Source organism: Streptomyces venezuelae ATCC 10712, assembly GCF_008639165.1.
Classification (GTDB): domain Bacteria; phylum Actinomycetota; class Actinomycetes; order Streptomycetales; family Streptomycetaceae; genus Streptomyces; species Streptomyces venezuelae.
Genome location: NZ_CP029197.1, coordinates 2,993,801 through 3,008,914 on the forward strand (window position 1 = coordinate 2,993,801; position 15,114 = coordinate 3,008,914).

The window sequence follows — 15,114 nt, forward strand, 5'->3', positions numbered from 1 at the left end:
CCCCGGTGGCGAGGAGAAGATCGGGGGAGATTCTCATCGGCACCGGCATCGACGACGTCTTCACGCCTCTGGGCCCGGACGACCCGCGGGAGGTCGCCGGATACCGGCTGGTCGCCAAGCTCGGCGCCGGCGGCATGGGCACCGTCTACCTCTCGCACACCCGCGGCGGCCAGCCCGTCGCCCTGAAGCTGATCCTGCGCGAGTACGGACAGGACCCGGAGTTCCGCCGGCGCTTCGAGCAGGAGGTGCAGGCCGCCCGCCGGGTGCAGGGCTACCACCTGGTCCCCGTCGTCGACCACGACACCTCGGGCCCCTCGCCCTGGCTGGCCTCCGCCTTCGTCCCCGGCGTCACGCTCCACGAGGCCCTCGGCTCCCTCGGACCGCTGCCCCTGTCGACCGTCTTCCCGCTCATCGGCTGCGCCGCCCGGGCCCTCACCTCGATCCACGCGGCCGGCGTCGTCCACCGCGACCTCAAGCCGGCCAACATCATGCTGGCCCCCACCGGCCCGTACGTCATCGACTTCGGCATCGCCCGCGCCGCCGACGCCACCCAGATCACCCGCAGCGGCCGGATCATCGGCACCCCGCAGTTCATGTCGCCGGAGCACGCCCTCGGCGAGCCCGTCACCCCGGCCACCGACGTCTTCTCCCTCGGCCTGATCGCGGCGGTCGCCTCGACCGGACGCCACCCGTACGGCGAGGGCGGGGCCTTCACGGTGGGGACCAGGATCGCCAACACCGCGATGCGCCCGCCGGACCTCGACGGCTACCCGACGGAGCTGCGCCCGCTCCTCGACCGCTGCCTCACCCCCGAACCGGCCGACCGGATCACCCCCGCCGAGCTGGCCGACTGGTGCGAACGCGTCGCGGACCGCCCGTCGACCGCGCTCGGCGACTGGCTGCCGGCCCCCGTGGCGGCGGCCGTCGACCGTCGCGTACGAGCGGCTGCCGGCCCCCCACGGCCGGACACCGGCGACGACCCGGCCGCGGAGCCGACGATGCCGCCACGGGCGACCGGCCCCGGGACCACGGGAGCGACCGCGGGCACCGGGACCGCCCAGGTCGCCTCGGACACCACACCGCCCCTCAGGACCGCTCCCACCACTCCCCTGCCGCCCCACCGGCCCCCCACGTCGACCGTCACCGCCCCGCCCCCCACCGGCCAGGGCCCGGCCGCCACCGCCCCGACCCCCCACGGCCAGAGCCCGGCTTCCGGCCCGCCCTCGACCGGCCACGGCACCCCGCCGCCGTCCGCCGCCTCCGGCCCCCCGTCCTCCGGGTACGGCCCCGGCTCCGGCCCGGCCCCCGCGTACGGCCCGCCGCCCGCCGCCCCCGACGGCGCCCGCCCGCCCGCCGCACGCCGGCAGACCCGGATCGCCGTGGCCGTGACGGTCGCCGTCCTCCTGGTCGCCGGCACCTGGCGCGTCGCCCAGAGCTTCGGCGACGGCGGCGGGGACGACGCCCGGAACGCCGGCGGCAGCACGCCGGGCGCCGACCGGACCGCCGGCCCGTCCAAGGACGGCCCCTCCCCCGCCGACCAGGCGACCACCGCCCCGAAGACCACACCGCCGCCCGACGACGCGGGATACACCCTCGTCTTCAAGGACCGCCCCTTCGCCCTGCGCGCCCCGGCCGAACCGGGGATCGCCGGCGCCGACCTCGACGTCCCCCAGCTCAGGGGGACCGGCGACTACATGCGCTCGGCCTCCGAAGTGGTCATGAGCGAGGTCTCCGGCGGACGCTGGGAGTTCCCCAACGGCATGGGGATCAGCTCGGGCAAGTCGGCCCGCCAGTGCCTGGAGGGCTCCCAGGGGAACGTCCTGCCCCAGGACATCGACGCCGATCAGCTCCAGGAGGAGATCCCCGTCGGCACCCTCCTCTGCGCCAAGACCAACGAGAACCGGCTCGCCCTGCTGGAAATCACCAAGATCACCAAGAACGCCGGCAACGACCTGCCCAGCTACTTCACCAAGCTGACCGTCTGGAAGAAATAGGGGAACCCCGCCGATGGAGCAGCACCTCACCGCCGACTTCGAGCGGGCCGCGTTCCTCGTCGACCTCTCCAACGTGATCCGCGACCGCACCCTCGGCGGCCGGCCCGCGCGCTCCCTGCACCGCCTGGGACGCGTCGCCGACGCGGCCGCCGCCCTCGCCCGCGACCCGGACGTCCAGCTCTACCTCGTCTCCGACCGCAGCCTGCGGCTCGGCGGACGCCACGAATGGGCCGACCCCACGGAGCCCGAACGGCTCGGCCGCTGGGTGCGGCTCGGTCTGGTCGAGGAGCTCGGCGACGCCGACGGCCGGGTCCTGGAACTCTGCGAGATGACCGGCATACCGGTGATCTCCGGGGACTACTTCCGCGACGCCCGGCTCGCGTACCCCTGGATCCAGGGCAACACCGACGACTTCCTCCGGCCCGTCCCCCGCCCCGACGGCACCCTCGTGCTCGACCCCCGCGACATGGGCGTGGCCTCCGCCCTGGAGATCTCCCGGAAGCTGGAGGAGTCGGCCCTGAAGGAGAAGGGCCTCCTCGACCGGCGCCGCAAACCGCTCTCGGAGGTCGTACGCCGCAACTGGCGCTGCCCCGAACCCGGCTGCACCCTCTACGACACCGAGCGCGGCAGCTTCGCGCTGCTCCCCCGGATGCGCGCGGGCATCCCCCGCTGCGAGCAGCACCGGCAGCCCCTGGTGGACAACGGCCCCCGCACGGCGACGGCCCAGCTGAAGCTGATGCTCGACGGGGAGCTGCTGGACCGCTTCACCCTGGAGGACGGCTCGACGGTACGGGTGGGGCGGGCCCCCGGCCCCGGCGGCATCTCCCTGCACGGACTCGTGCCGCGCGAGCGCACGGCCGGCCTCAGCCGCACCCATGTGGAGCTGCGGATCGCGGGCGGCACCATCCACGTACGGGATCTGAGCAGCTACGGCACCCGGCGGCGGTCCACCGCCCGCCGCACCGGGCCCGACCCGTGGACGCCGCTGGTGCCGGGCCGGGACCACGGCTTCCACGGCGGTGACGAGCTGGAGCTGGTACGGGGCGTGGTGCTGGCCCGCAGCGGGCGCCGCTTCCCGACGGAGCTGGCGCAGCAGTGGCGCGACCGCCGTCCACCGCAGGAGCCGGGAGCGGCGGCGCCCACCACCTTCGCCTGAGGGCACGGGCACGGCCGGAATCCGACGGGGCCCGCGCGGACGGGGAAGGGCCCCGCCGGAATCCGGCGGGGCCCTTCCCTGCTCACCTGTCCGCCGGCGTGCCTAGCTGTGGCTCCGCAGCAGGGTGCGCATCGTGCGCATGGCCACCGACAGGTTGGCCAGGTCGAAGGTGTCCGAGCCCTGGATCTCCTCCAGGGTCGTCCGCGCGCGGCCCAGGATCGCCGCGTTCTTCTCCTCCCAGGCCTTGAACCGCTGCTCGGGGCTCGACGCGCCGTTCCCGGCGGCCAGGACGTCCGCGGTGAGCGCCGAGTGCGCCGCGAACAGGTCCTCACGGATCGAGGCGCGGGCCATCGACTGCCACCGGTCGCTGCGCGGCAGCTCGATGATCCGGTCCATCAGGTCGGTGATCCGCAGCCGGTCGGCCAGGTCGTAGTAGACCTCGGCGACCGCCAGCGGGTCCTTGCCCGTCCGGTCCGCGATCGCGACGACGTCGAGGATCGGGAAGGCGGAGGAGAAGCCGGCCACCCGCAGCGCGAGCTCCTCCGGCACGCCGAACCCGGTCAGCTCGTCCAGGATCGACTGGTACCACTCCAGGTCCGCGCCGCGCAGCAGGTTGGGCAGCTGCGCCCAGACCTGCTCGACGCGCTCGGCGAAGAACTCGATGGTCTCGGTGAGCTGGAGCGGCTGCGGCCGGTTGTTGAGCATCCAGCGCGTGCCGCGCTCGACGAGGCGGCGGGAGTGCAGCCGCATCCGGGTCTGGATCTCGGCGGGCACCACGTTGTCGAGGGCCTCGACGGCGTCCCAGACCTGGCCGAGGCGGAAGACGACCCGGGCCGCGGTCTGCGCCCGGACGATCTCCTCGATCGACGCGCCGGTCTCCTCGCGGAGGCGGTGCAGGAAGGTCGAGCCACCGGTGTTGACGGTGTCGTTGACCAGGACGGTGGTGATGATCTCGCGGCGCAGGGCGTGGTTGTCGACGGCCTCGGTGAACTTCTCGCGCAGCAGCGTCGGGAAGTAGGCGTGGAGCAGCCCGCGCAGGTACGGGTCGTCCGGCAGCTCCGTACCGATGAGCTCGTCGGCCACCGTGATCTTGGTGTACGCGAGGAGGACGGCGAGCTCGGGCTGGCTCAGGCCGCGGCCGTTGTTGAGCAGCTCGCGGATCTGCCGGTCGTTGGGCAGGAACTCCAGGGACCGGTCGAGGGCTCCGTCGCGGCCCAGGCGGCGCATGAACCGCTGGTGGGCGTGGAGGAGGGACGGCGACTGGGCGACGGCGTTGGCGAGGGCGGTGTTCTGCGCGTAGTTGTTGCGCAGGACGAGCGTGCCGACCTCGTCGGTCATCTCCGCGAGGATCTTGTTGCGCTGCTTGACGGTCATGTCGCCCTCGGCGACGAGCCCGTTGAGCAGGATCTTGATGTTGACCTCGTGGTCGGAGGTGTCGACGCCGGCGCTGTTGTCGATGGCGTCGGTGTTGACCTTGCCGCCCTGGCCCTCGGGGCCGCCGGAGCGGGCGAACTCGATGCGGCCCAGCTGGGTCGCGCCGAGGTTGCCGCCCTCGCCGATGACCTTGGCGCGGACGTCCTGGCCGTCGACGCGGATGGCGTCGTTGGCCTTGTCGCCGACGTCGGAGTCGGACTCCGCCGAGGACTTCACGTACGTGCCGATGCCGCCGTTCCACAGCAGGTCGACGGGGGCCTGCAGCACCGCCTTCATCAGCTCGGCCGGGGTCATCTTGGTGATCCCGTCCTCGATGCCGAGGGCGGCCCTGACCTGCGCGTTGACCGGGATCGACTTGGCGCTGCGGGGGTGGATGCCACCGCCCGCGGAGAGCAGCGAGGGGTCGTAGTCGGCCCAGGACGAGCGGGGCAGGTCGAAGAGCCGGCGGCGCTCGGCGTACGAGACGGCGGCGTCCGGGTTCGGGTCGATGAAGATGTGCCGGTGGTCGAACGCGGCGACCAGACGGATGTGCTCGGAGAGCAGCATGCCGTTGCCGAACACGTCGCCGGACATGTCGCCGACGCCGACGACCGTGAAGTCCTCGGTCTGGGTGTCGTGGCCCAGCTCGCGGAAGTGCCGCTTGACGGACTCCCAGGCGCCGCGGGCGGTGATGCCCATGCCCTTGTGGTCGTAACCGGCGGAGCCGCCGGAGGCGAAGGCGTCGCCGAGCCAGAAGCCGTACGACTCCGCGACGCCGTTGGCGATGTCGGAGAAGGTCGCGGTGCCCTTGTCGGCGGCGACCACCAGGTAGGTGTCGTCCTCGTCGTGGCGGACCACGTCGACCGGCGGCACGACCTCGCCCGCGACCAGGTTGTCGGTGATGTCGAGCAGCGCCGAGATGAACGTCTTGTACGAGGCGATGCCCTCGGCCAGCCAGGCGTCACGGTCCACGGTCGGGTCCGGGAGCTGCTTGGCGACGAAGCCGCCCTTGGCGCCGACCGGCACGATGACGGTGTTCTTCACCATCTGCGCCTTGACCAGGCCGAGGATCTCGGTACGGAAGTCCTCCCGGCGGTCGGACCAGCGCAGGCCGCCTCGGGCGACCTTGCCGAAGCGCAGGTGGACGCCCTCGACGCGCGGGGAGTACACCCAGATCTCGAAGGCCGGGCGGGGCGCGGGCAGGTCGGGGATGGCCTGCGGGTCGAACTTCATCGACACGTACGAGTGCGGCGTGCCGTCCGCCGTGACCTGGAAGAAGTTGGTCCGCAGCGTGGCCTTGATGACGGTCAGGAAGGACCGCAGGATGCGGTCCTCGTCCAGGCTCGCGACCTGGTCGAGGGCGGCGTCCAGCTCCTCCAGGAGCGCGTCGATCAGCTCGGTGCCGGCCCGCTGGCGCTCCGGGGCCATCCGGGCCTCGAAGAGGTTCACGAGCAGCCGGGTGGTGTGGACGTTGTTGCGGAGGGTGTCCTCCATGTAGTCCTGGCTGAACGTCGAACCGGCCTGGCGCAGGTACTTCGCGTAGGCGCGCAGCACCATGGCCTCGCGCCAGGTGAGCCCGGCGGAGAGGACGAGCGAGTTGAAGTTGTCGTTCTCGGCCTCGCCGGTCCAGGTGGCGGCGAAGGCCTCCTGGAAGCGCTCGCGGGCGTCGTCGCCGAGGTAGTCGCCGCCGTTGCCGGTGGAGACGGGCATCCGCAGGCCGAAGTCGTAGACCCAGGCGTGGGTGCGGTCGGCGCAGCGCAGCTCGTACGGGCGCTCGTCGGTCACCTCGACGCCGAGCCGGTTGAGCACCGGGAGCACGGCGGAGAGGGAGATCGGGTCACCGGTCTTGTAGATCTTGAAGCGGCGCTCGCCGGGGCCCGCGACGACCGGCTCGTACAGCGAGAGCGCGAAGTCCTTGCCGCTGGCGGCGAGGGCCTCCATGCGGACGAGGTCGGCGACGGCGGCGCGCGGCGAGTGGTCGGCCTTGTAGCCCTCGGAGAAGGCGTTGCCGTAGCGGCGGAGCAGCTCGGCGGCGCGCTCCTCGCCGAACTCGGCGTTGAGCGCCTCGCCGAAGCCGTCGGACCAGGAGCGGGCGGCCTCGACCAGCCGGGCCTCGATGCGGTCGACGTCGGCGTCGGTGAGCTTCGCCAGCTCGGTGCCGGGCTCGACCCGGACGACGAAGTGCAGCCGGGACAGGATCGACTCGGTGTTCCAGGCGGTGAAGTCGACGCTGGTGCCGCCGAGCTCCTCCTTCAGGATGTCGATGATCCGCAGCCGGACGCGGGTCGTGTAGCGGTCGCGCGGCAGGTAGACGAGGGCCGAGTAGTAGCGGCCGTACTCGTCCTGGCGCAGGTAGAGCCGCAGCCGGCGGCGCTCCTGCAGGTAGAGGACGCTGGTGACGACGGACTGCAGCTGGTCGGCCGGCGTCTGGAACAGCTCGTCGCGCGGGTAGGTCTCCAGGATCTGGAGCAGGTCGCGGCCGTCGTGGCTGTTGGGCGAGAAGCCCGCGCCCTCCAGGACCTCCTGGACCTTGCGCTTGACGACGGGGACGCGGCGCACGGACTCGGTGTAGGCGGCCGAGGAGAACAGGCCGAGGAAGCGGCGCTCGCCGATGACGTTGCCGTCGGCGTCGAACTTCTTCACGCCGACGTAGTCGAGGTACGAGGGGCGGTGCACGGTCGAGCGGCTGTTGGCCTTGGTGAGGATGAGCAGCTTGTGCTCGCGCGCCTTGGCGCGGACGTCCTCGGGCAGCCGGCTGAACGAGGGCGAGACTGGGTGGGCGTGGTGGCCCTGGTCGTCGCCCGAGTGCTGCGGGTCGGAGCGCAGGATGCCGAGTCCCGTGCCGGGCACGGCGGACAGGGCGTCACCGTTGACCAGCTCGTACTCGCGGTAGCCCAGGAAGGTGAAGTGGTCGTCGGCGAGCCAGCGCAGCAGCTCGCGGGCCTCCTCCACCTCGGTCGGACGCAGGTCGGAGGCGGTGGGCTCGTCCGGGAGGCCTTCGGCGATCCGCAGGGCGGCGTCGCGCATCTTCTCCCAGTCCTCGACCGTCTCGCGGACGTCGGACAGGACGCGCAGCAGATCGGCGGTGATCTGCTTGAGGTCGGCGCGGTCGGTCTCCCGGTCGATCTCGACGTGGATCCAGGACTCGGTGAGCGCGTCGTGCGGCAGCTCGCCGTGGATCTGCGCGGACAGGACCTCGATGAGCTTGCCCGTGAGGTCACGGCGGACGAGGACCTGCGGGTGGATCACGACGTGGATGCCGCGGCCCTGGCGTGAGAGCTCGTTGGTGACCGAGTCCACCAGGAACGGCATGTCGTCGGTGACGACCTCGACGACGGAGTGGCTGCTTGTCCAGCCGTTCTCCTCGACCGTCGGAGTGTGCACGCGCACGTTCGCGGTGCCCTGCGGACGGTTCTCCGCGAGCCGGTAGTGAGAGAGCGCGGCGCCGAACACGTCGACCGGGTCCCGGTCGCCGAGGTCCTCCGGCGCGGTGTGCAGGTAGTAGCGCTGGAGGTACTCGAGCACGGTGTCCCGGTCCGGGCGCTCCCCGGCACCCTCCGGGCCCGTCGGAAGTCGCCCCCCGACCGGGCTGTGCTCAGCTACGCGAGCGGCCCTTTCGAGCAGCTCGGCCTTTGCTTCGTCCAGCTTGGTCTGCATGTCCTCTGACTCCTGTCGCGCGCCGTTGCGTGACGTCGGTGGAAGAAAGGACACAACGCCTCGACGCGGTGATTCCGGTCGAAGACGACGTTATGCCCGAATGAGAGATGCCCGGGTCGGATTCGGCCACGGAGGGCGGCGAGCCCGGGCGGAGAGGATCGGCGAACGCACTTTCGACCCGGCCGCTGTCGCGGACCGGGCGGCAGCCGGGGGCTTCACTGCCCCCTCGGCGTATCGCGCTGATCACGGGAAAAGCCTATCGCCCCGGACCCCCGAACCGTCATGAGCCGTATGTGTACAAAAGAGGGGGTGGAAGTTTGACGTTATGGACAGCGACACATGTCCTCTTGGCAAAGCGCCCCGCCGCGGGCAGCGTGTACGCGAGCATGGGCGCAGCACGGCAGACCGACCATCTGTGATCTGGGAGAGCCATGGCGAAGATCCTGATCGTGACCGGTGACGCGGCGGAGTCGCTGGAGGTGATGTACCCCTACCAGCGGCTGCTCGAAGAGGGTTACGAGGTCGACATCGCCGCCCCCGCCCGCAAACAGCTCCGCTTCGTCGTCCACGACTTCGAGCCGGGCTTCGACACGTACACGGAGAAGCCGGGCTACACCTGGCCCGCCGACCTGGCCTTCTCGGAGGTCGACCCGGGTGCGTACGTGGCGGTGGTGATCCCGGGCGGCCGGGCGCCGGAGTACCTGCGCAACGACCCGGAGCTCCGCAAGATCCTCAAGTCCTTCTTCGACGCCGACAAGCCGGTGGCCCAGATCTGCCACGGCCCCCTCCTGACGGCGGCGATCGGCGGCCTGGAGGGCCGCCGGGTCACGGCGTACCCGGCCCTGGAACTCGACATGCAGGCGGCCGGCGCGACCTTCCAGGACAGCGCGGCGGTGGTGGACGGCCTCCTGGTCTCCTCCCGGGCCTGGCCGGACCACCCCACCTGGATGCGCGAATTCCTGAAACTCCTCCGCACCAAGAGCTGACCGGGGGGGGTGGTTGTGGGCATACGTTCCGCAGGACGGAACGGGTGGGCACGACCACCCACCGGGCGGGTGGTTGTGGGCAATCGTTCCGCAGGGCGGAACGGGTGGGCACAACCCCCCACCGGGCCGCACCCGGCGCCGAGACCCCGGCCCCGCGGCCCCCTAGACCAGCTCCTCCGCCACGGACACCGCCTCCTCCAGGGAGTCCACCACCGGCACCCCCACCCGCTCCAGCGAAGCCCGACTGTGCGACCCCCCGGTGTACAGCACCGCCCGAGCCCCCACGTGCTGGGCCGCGATCGCGTCATCCGCCGCGTCACCGATGACGACGACGCGCTCCGCCGCGACACCCAGCGCGGCGAGGTGCCGCACCATGTGCCCCGACTTCCCGTCCGTGGACGCGTCGACCCGCCCGTCCATCCGGACGAACCGCTCGGCGATCCCGTGCCGCCGCACCAGCGGTACCAGATCCGCGTGCGGCGCGAGGGACAGCAGCGACTGCGTGAACCCGGACCGCTGCCGCGCGGCGAGCAGCTCCGCCGCCCCCGCGGTCAGCCCGCAGCCCTCGGCCCGCTCCCAGTAGTGCCGGTGGAAGGCGCCGTCCATGACCAGCCACTCGGCGTCCGTCGGCAGCCGCCCCATGAGCCGCTCGTAGAACTTGGGCACCGGAACGGTGTACAGCTCGCGGTACCGCTCAAGAGTGATCGCCTCGAGCCCGAGCTCGGCGAACGCGGCGTTGGTCGCCCCGATGACCGCGCTGATGTCGTCGAGCAGTGTGCCGTTCCAGTCCCAGACCAGATGCTTGCCGCGCAAGCCGTCGTGCTTCCCCATGGCAAGACGGTACCCGGCGCCACCGACAGCCAAGACCCGCGGGCGGGGCCGGCCGCGTCAGCCCAGCAGGCCGGGGATCTCCTGCACGCCGAACCACAGCAGCTCGTGGTCCTCGGCGCCGTCCACGACGAACTGCGCGTCGTCGTCGCCCTGGTCCGCCGCGCCCAGCGCGTCCGCCGCGGCCGTCACGTCCGCCTCCGCGTCGTCCGCGTCCGCGTGCACGGCCGCCGCCTTGGCGAGCCGGACGGGCCCGGCGACGCGGACCTCGCCGATGGAGCTCACGGTGAGCGGCCCGTCGGGGTCCGTGGTGGCGTCCTTGTCGGCGACGTCGACCGCGACGACGATCCGGCGCCGGGGCGCCTCGGGGTCGCCGGCGAGGAGCCGCAGCGAGGCGGAGGCGGCCCGGTTGAGCGCCGCGTACTCCAGTTCCTCGATGTCGTCGGAGACGTACCACTCGCGCAGGGCGGGGGTGACGGCGTAGGCGGTCAGCGGGCCGGGACCCAGCTCGCCCGCCTTGTGCGCCTGTGCGAGACCGGGGAGGGTCAGGGGGACGTACACGCGCATGGCTGGCCGCTTTCGTAGACGGAGAGGCCCTCAGGATACGTGCGGAGTCCCCCTTCGGGGCGGGGCGGCCGGAGTCGGCGTCCGTCCACCCCGGGAGGCCCGTTCCAGGGCCGCCGAGAGCCGATTTTCCCGGGCATCACCCGGATAGGTGATTCCGTTTTCGGCCCGTGCGGCGGCGGTGGACTCCTTGCGGCCCCTTCGAGCCCACCCGTACAAGATCCCCAACGGAAAGTTACCGACTGGTATCACTCGGTCACGCGACGACAGGGGCCCGCCATGCCGACCACCACCCTCACCACCACCGCCGGCACCCCCCGCCCCCGCCGAGCCCCCGGCGGCCCGGCGGGCACCCGCCCCGGCGGCCCGACCGGCACCGGCCCCCGAGGCCCCGCCGGCCACCGCCCGCGCACCCCCGCGCCCCGGGCACCCGAGCCGAGGACCCCCGGCCCCCGCACCCGCCCCCGCGCCCTCCCGCCGCACACCGTGTTCGCCGAGCGCCTCCTCGCCGTGCTGAGCGGGGAGCGCCCGGTGCACTGGATGCTCGGCCACACGGTCGGCGAGGCGTACGAGCAGCTCGTCCGGATCGCCCCGGCGACGCCGCTGCGCTCGCACGGCCCCCGCCCGGTGCTGCGCCGCTGCTCGGTCCAGCTGCACGAGGACCGGTCGGCCCTGGAGGCCTTCGCGACGATCGCGACCGGCCCCCGGGTACGGGCGATGGCGTTCCGCCTGGAGCGCGGCGGGGACCAGCGCTGGCGCTGCGCCGCGGTGGAACTCGACGGCCTCGGTACGGCGGCCCGCCCGGCATGACGGAGGGGCCGGCCGCCCCTCGGGCGACCGACCCCTCCGCTCGGCTCACACGGCCGGCGTCACTTCTTGCGGCGGCGCCCGCCACCCGCGTTCTTCTGCGCCTTGCGGCGCTCCGCCCGCGTCATGCCGTCACCGGCGTCCCCGTCCTCGGAGGCGAAGTCGCCCTCGACGACACCGCCGTCGCCGTCCACGGTCGGCGCCGAGAAGTGCAGCCGGTCCGGGCGCTGCGGGGCGTCGAGCCCCTTGGCGCGGATCTCCGGACGCCCGGCGGCGGCCGGAACGGCGTCCTGCTTGTCGAGCGAAGGACCGCTCGCCTGCACCGGGACCTCCTCGACCTGCTGCTCGACCTGGACCTCCAGGTTGAACAGGTAGCCGACGGACTCCTCCTTGATGCCCTCCATCATGGCGGTGAACATGTCGAAGCCCTCGCGCTGGTACTCGACCAGCGGGTCCTTCTGCGCCATCGCGCGCAGGCCGATGCCCTCCTGGAGGTAGTCCATCTCGTAGAGGTGCTCGCGCCACTTGCGGTCCAGGACGGACAGGACCACGCGGCGCTCCAGCTCACGCATGATGTCGGAGCCGAGCTGCTTCTCCCGCGCGTCGTACTGCTCGTGGATGTCGTCCTTGATGGACTCGGCGATGAACTCGGCGGTGATGCCCGCCCGGTCCCCGGCCGCGTCCTCCAGCTCCTCCACGGTGACCTTCACCGGGTAGAGCTGCTTGAAGGCGTTCCACAGACGGTCGAGGTCCCACTCCTCCGCGAAGCCCTCGGCGGTCTCCTGGCGGATGTAGTCGTCGATCGTGTCGTCCATGAAGTGCCGGATCTGCTCGTGCAGGTCCTCGCCCTCCAGGACGCGGCGGCGCTCGCCGTAGATGACCTCGCGCTGCCGGTTGAGGACCTCGTCGTACTTCAGGACGTTCTTGCGCGTCTCGAAGTTCTGGGTCTCGACCTGGGACTGGGCGGAGGCGATGGCGCGGGTCACCATCTTGTTCTCGATCGGCACGTCGTCCGGCACGTTGGCCATGGCCATCACGCGCTCGACCATCTGCGCCTTGAACAGACGCATCAGGTCGTCGCCGAGCGACAGGTAGAAACGGGACTCGCCGGGGTCGCCCTGACGGCCGGAACGACCGCGGAGCTGGTTGTCGATACGGCGCGACTCGTGGCGCTCGGTACCGAGCACGTACAGCCCGCCGAGCTCCTTGACCTCCTCGAACTCCGCCTTCACGGCCTTCTCGGCGCGCTCCAGGGCGGCGGGGAGGGCGGCGGCCCACTCCTCGACGTGCTCGACCGGGTCCAGGCCCGCCTGGCGCAGCTCGGCCTCGGCGAGGTCGTCCGGGTTGCCGCCGAGCTTGATGTCGGTGCCTCGGCCGGCCATGTTCGTGGCGACGGTGACGGCGCCGCGGCGGCCGGCCTGGGCGACGATGCTGGCCTCGCGCTCGTGGTGCTTGGCGTTGAGCACCTCGTGCTGGACGCCGCGCTTGGAGAGCTGCTGCGAGAGGTACTCGGACTTCTCGACGGAGGTCGTGCCGACCAGGATCGGCTGACCCTTCTCGTGCTTCTCCGCGATGTCGTCGACGACGGCGGCGAACTTGGCGACCTCGGTCCGGTAGATCAGGTCGGACTGGTCCTTGCGGATCATCGGCCTGTTCGTCGGGATCGGGACGACGCCGAGCTTGTAGATCTGGTGGAACTCGGCCGCCTCGGTCATGGCCGTACCGGTCATGCCGGAGAGCTTCGAGTACAGGCGGAAGAAGTTCTGCAGGGTGATGGTGGCGAGGGTCTGGTTCTCGTCCTTGATCGCCACCCCTTCCTTCGCCTCGATCGCCTGGTGCATGCCCTCGTTGTAGCGGCGGCCGGCGAGGATACGGCCGGTGTGCTCGTCGACGATCATGACTTCGCCGTCCATGACGACGTAGTCCTTGTCCTTCTTGAACAGCTCCTTCGCCTTGATGGCGTTGTTCAGGTAGCCGACGAGAGGGGTGTTGACCGACTCGTAGAGGTTGTCGATGCCGAGCCAGTCCTCGACCTTGGCGACACCGGCCTCGTGGATGGCGACGGTGCGCTTCTTCTCGTCGACCTCGTAGTCGCCGGTCTCCTCGATGCCCTTGAGCTGGTTGCCGGGCTCGCCCTTGGTGAGGCGGGTGACGAGCTTGGCGAAGTCGCCGTACCACTTCGTCGCCTGGTCGGCCGGGCCGGAGATGATCAGCGGCGTACGGGCCTCGTCGACGAGGATGGAGTCGACCTCGTCGACACAGGCGAAGTTGTGGCCGCGCTGGACGAGCTCGTCCTTGGACCACGCCATGTTGTCGCGCAGGTAGTCGAAGCCGAACTCGTTGTTCGTGCCGTAGGTGATGTCGCAGTTGTACTGCTCGCGGCGCTGGGCCGGCGTCATGTTGGCGAGGATGCAGCCGATCGACAGGCCCAGGAAGCGGTGCACCCGGCCCATGAGCTCGGAGTCGCGCTCGGCCAGGTAGTCGTTGACCGTGATCAGGTGCACGCCCTTGCCGGAGAGCGCGTTGAGGTACGCCGGGAGGGTGCCGACGAGGGTCTTGCCCTCACCGGTCTTCATCTCGGCGACGTAGCCGAGGTGGAGCGCGGCACCACCCATGATCTGGACGTCGTAGTGGCGCTGACCGAGGACACGCTTGGCGGCCTCGCGCACCGTCGCGAAGGCCTCCGGCATCAGGTCGTCGAGGCTCTCGCCGTCGGCGTACCGCTGCTTGTACTCATCGGTGAGCGCCCGCAACTCGGCGTCGGAGAGGTTGACGAAGTCCTCTTCGATGGAGTTGACCTGGTCCGCGATGCGGTGCAGTTTGCGCAGGATCTTTCCTTCGCCTGCACGCATGAGCTTGTTGAAGACGGACACTGAGGCTGGTCTCCTTGCCGGTCGGGCCTGGCACTGGGTCTTGTCATGGACGCGAGCGCGGGCACGGCAGGTGGTCCCCACCGCAACGGCCATCGTAAGCGAGACCGCCCTCGCGAAGGGAGGCCCACAGTGCCGGAGCCGTACGCCCGCCCGGAAAGAGAACGCACGAGGTGGGCGGAAGGTGCCGCCCCACCCGAAAAGTGTTCGCTTCCGCTCCGGCCGCTCACCACAATCCACGCATGGAGCCGATCACCCTCACCACCGACCGACTGCGGCTGCGGACCTTCGTCCCCGAGGACGCCGACGTGGTGTACGCCATCTGTCAGGACCCGGCCATCCGGCGCTGGTCCGTCGTCCCCGACCCCTATACCCGCCAGGACGCCGAGTTCTTCCTGAACCGGCTCGTGCCCGACGGCTGGCGCGACGACACCGAGTACGCCTTCGCCGTCGAACCGCTGGCCGGCGGCCCGCTGCTCGCCGCCGTCAGCCTGAGCAGCCGCGGCATGGGCGTCTGGGAGGTCGGCTACTGGCTGGCCGGCGAGCACCGCGGCAGCGGCTACATGACGGAGACCGTCCGGGCCGTCGCCCACTGGGCCTTCACCGGCCTCGGCTGCACCCGCCTGCTGTGGCGCGCCGAGATCGGCAACGCCGGCTCGCGCGCCGTGGCCGAGCGCGTCGGCTTCGTCCTGGAGGGCGCCCAGCGCGCCGGCCTCACCAACAAGGGCACGCTCCGGGACGCCTGGACCGGCGCGCTGCTCCCCTCCGACTTCGGCCTTCCCAGCCCCCTGCCGTACCTCCCCGTCCGGGAGGCCTGAGTGTCAGTGCCGGGGCCTAGG

Annotated in this window: 9 protein-coding genes; 5 read left to right on the top strand and 4 right to left on the bottom strand. The window is 71.6% G+C overall.

The genetic code is table 11. The features are described 5' to 3' along the window. Positions 1-5: 5 nt before the first annotated feature. Positions 6-1,994, top strand: coding sequence for a serine/threonine protein kinase (locus DEJ43_RS13625; protein ID WP_051025873.1), 1,989 nt, complete (start codon positions 6-8; stop codon positions 1,992-1,994). A 13-nt stretch (positions 1,995-2,007) separates the two neighbouring features. After that, the gene (locus DEJ43_RS13630; protein WP_015033946.1) at positions 2,008-3,150 is read left to right on the top strand and encodes an FHA domain-containing protein; all 1,143 of its coding nucleotides are present in this window, start codon (positions 2,008-2,010) and stop codon (positions 3,148-3,150) included. Between the two features lie 102 nt (positions 3,151-3,252). Here DEJ43_RS13630 and DEJ43_RS13635 read toward each other — a convergent pair whose 3' ends face one another. After that, positions 3,253-8,220, bottom strand: coding sequence for an NAD-glutamate dehydrogenase (locus DEJ43_RS13635; RefSeq protein ID WP_015033947.1), 4,968 nt, complete (start codon positions 8,218-8,220; stop codon positions 3,253-3,255). A gap of 431 nt (positions 8,221-8,651) precedes the next feature. Here DEJ43_RS13635 and DEJ43_RS13640 point away from each other — a divergent pair, with 431 nt between their 5' ends. Further along, entirely contained in the window at positions 8,652-9,206 is a 555-nt protein-coding gene (locus tag DEJ43_RS13640; protein ID WP_015033948.1) for a DJ-1/PfpI family protein, read from the top strand. A gap of 162 nt (positions 9,207-9,368) precedes the next feature. Here DEJ43_RS13640 and DEJ43_RS13645 read toward each other — a convergent pair whose 3' ends face one another. Further along, positions 9,369-10,037 carry an HAD family hydrolase gene (locus DEJ43_RS13645; protein ID WP_015033949.1) on the bottom strand — a complete coding sequence of 223 codons (669 nt, stop codon included), beginning with the start codon at positions 10,035-10,037 and terminating at the stop codon, positions 9,369-9,371. Between the two features lie 57 nt (positions 10,038-10,094). Continuing rightward, a complete protein-coding gene (locus DEJ43_RS13650) occupies positions 10,095-10,601 on the bottom strand; it encodes a DUF6912 family protein (RefSeq protein WP_015033950.1) in 507 nt (168 codons plus the stop codon). Between the two features lie 276 nt (positions 10,602-10,877). Here DEJ43_RS13650 and DEJ43_RS38685 point away from each other — a divergent pair, with 276 nt between their 5' ends. Continuing rightward, entirely contained in the window at positions 10,878-11,408 is a 531-nt protein-coding gene (locus tag DEJ43_RS38685; protein WP_219995822.1) for an Rv3235 family protein, read from the top strand. Between the two features lie 59 nt (positions 11,409-11,467). On the opposite strand, the gene secA is transcribed toward DEJ43_RS38685, so the two are convergent. Further along, entirely contained in the window at positions 11,468-14,278 is a 2,811-nt protein-coding gene (secA, locus tag DEJ43_RS13665; RefSeq protein ID WP_015033952.1) for a preprotein translocase subunit SecA, read from the bottom strand. Positions 14,279-14,517: 239 nt separating this feature from the next. On the opposite strand from secA, the gene DEJ43_RS13670 reads away from it, so the two are divergent. Further along, the gene (locus tag DEJ43_RS13670; protein ID WP_041662449.1) at positions 14,518-15,093 is read left to right on the top strand and encodes a GNAT family N-acetyltransferase; all 576 of its coding nucleotides are present in this window, start codon (positions 14,518-14,520) and stop codon (positions 15,091-15,093) included. The last annotated feature ends 21 nt before the right edge of the window (positions 15,094-15,114 follow it).